The 1,262-nt window shown below is 42.2% G+C and carries 3 pseudogenes; all 3 read right to left on the bottom strand.

What is annotated here, in order from left to right:
* Positions 1 to 304, bottom strand: a pseudogene (locus tag Q502_RS14195) (hypothetical protein); the annotation flags it as partial.
* A gap of 415 nt (positions 305 to 719) precedes the next feature.
* A pseudogene (locus Q502_RS15175) lies at positions 720 to 974 on the bottom strand (transposase); the annotation flags it as partial.
* Positions 935 to 1,262: pseudogene (locus Q502_RS14475) on the bottom strand (hypothetical protein); the annotation flags it as partial. The pseudogenes Q502_RS14475 and Q502_RS15175, both read right to left, overlap by 40 nt.

Raw genomic sequence — 1,262 nt, forward strand, 5'->3', positions numbered from 1 at the left:
TCGCGTAGAAAGTTGTTCCTCCAAGATTCATCAGATTAGTGTTTCCATGTGCAATGAAGTAGAGGGTAATGTAATCCACTTTTTCAGTAGTCAAGAGATCGTTCATTGCAGCTTGAACGGCAGTCCAGCTTGGAGCGGCCGCTCCCGCGACATATTTCACGTCACGTACTCTGTCAGAACCCATAATGGCCTTGAATGCGTCAGACATAAGGTTTCTAACGTCACGAGCCTCTGCATAAAGATTCTGTGATGGTGTAATCCCACTGGTAATTACAGCGCCTTTTACTCTGAGAACCCTCTCCAACAGAAGTTCTCCGACATGAAATGAATGAAACCCATTCCCAGAGAGGAAAAAGACACAATAACGTAGTGAAAGTGTAGACAGCGAATAGTCAATTTCTAATTGATTTTGCTATCTTCTTTGTGCTTTCACACTGTTCTGTTATGAAGAGTAACCTAAATAGGGTGTCTCACTAATCAAATAGCTTGAATGATATCCAATCCATAATCTTTCTCAAATAACGATGGTGAAGATGATAGTAAATGACCACGAGATTGTAAGTGAGAATCTTAAGGCCGATAACTGTGTCAAAGTCTCTATTTCTTATGTACTATGTGAATTCCGAATCAAGGATACCTTAGAGTGTTGAATTGGTTCTCTCTATCTCTTCCCTTAGCTGCTACCTCATTGAGTGAAGCTTTTTCAGTCCAGTTGCCAGTCAACGGAGCTGTTTCTGCTTTTCTGTATCTAGACCTCTCCTTCTGTTTGTGTCAATAACCGGTATCAAACCGGTCTTCTCGAATATATAGCCATAGAACTGATTGGAATCATATGCGCTATCAGAAAGAATGTACTTAGGTTTACATGTGTCAGCTATCTTCGGTGCCACCTTCGAATCGTGTGTCGATCCTCCAGTTATGATCCAGTCGATTATTAACTTGTTGACCAGATTAAGAGATATATGCACCTTTCTTCCATAACGTAAGTCTTTGTTCGTCTTCGCCCAAGTGGCCCCCTGGTCTTTATACTTCCCTCTCTTCCTTCTTCTCTGTGCTGTAGAGCCTTTACATGACCGCTCACGAACGAATCTACCGCAACTTCTTTCCTTTCGAGCCCTTCCAGATCTGTAAAGAGTTTAGTTATCTTCTGGACTATTTCATGAAGAGGTATCCGTTTGGCTCTTCGACACAAGGTCTGGAATGATGGTATCGTCTTCAGCCCTAGGTACTCGATATACTCGCCATTCCCTTCAAGAAACCTC

The organism is Mesotoga sp. Brook.08.YT.4.2.5.2. (assembly GCF_003351125.1).
Taxonomy (GTDB): domain Bacteria; phylum Thermotogota; class Thermotogae; order Petrotogales; family Kosmotogaceae; genus Mesotoga.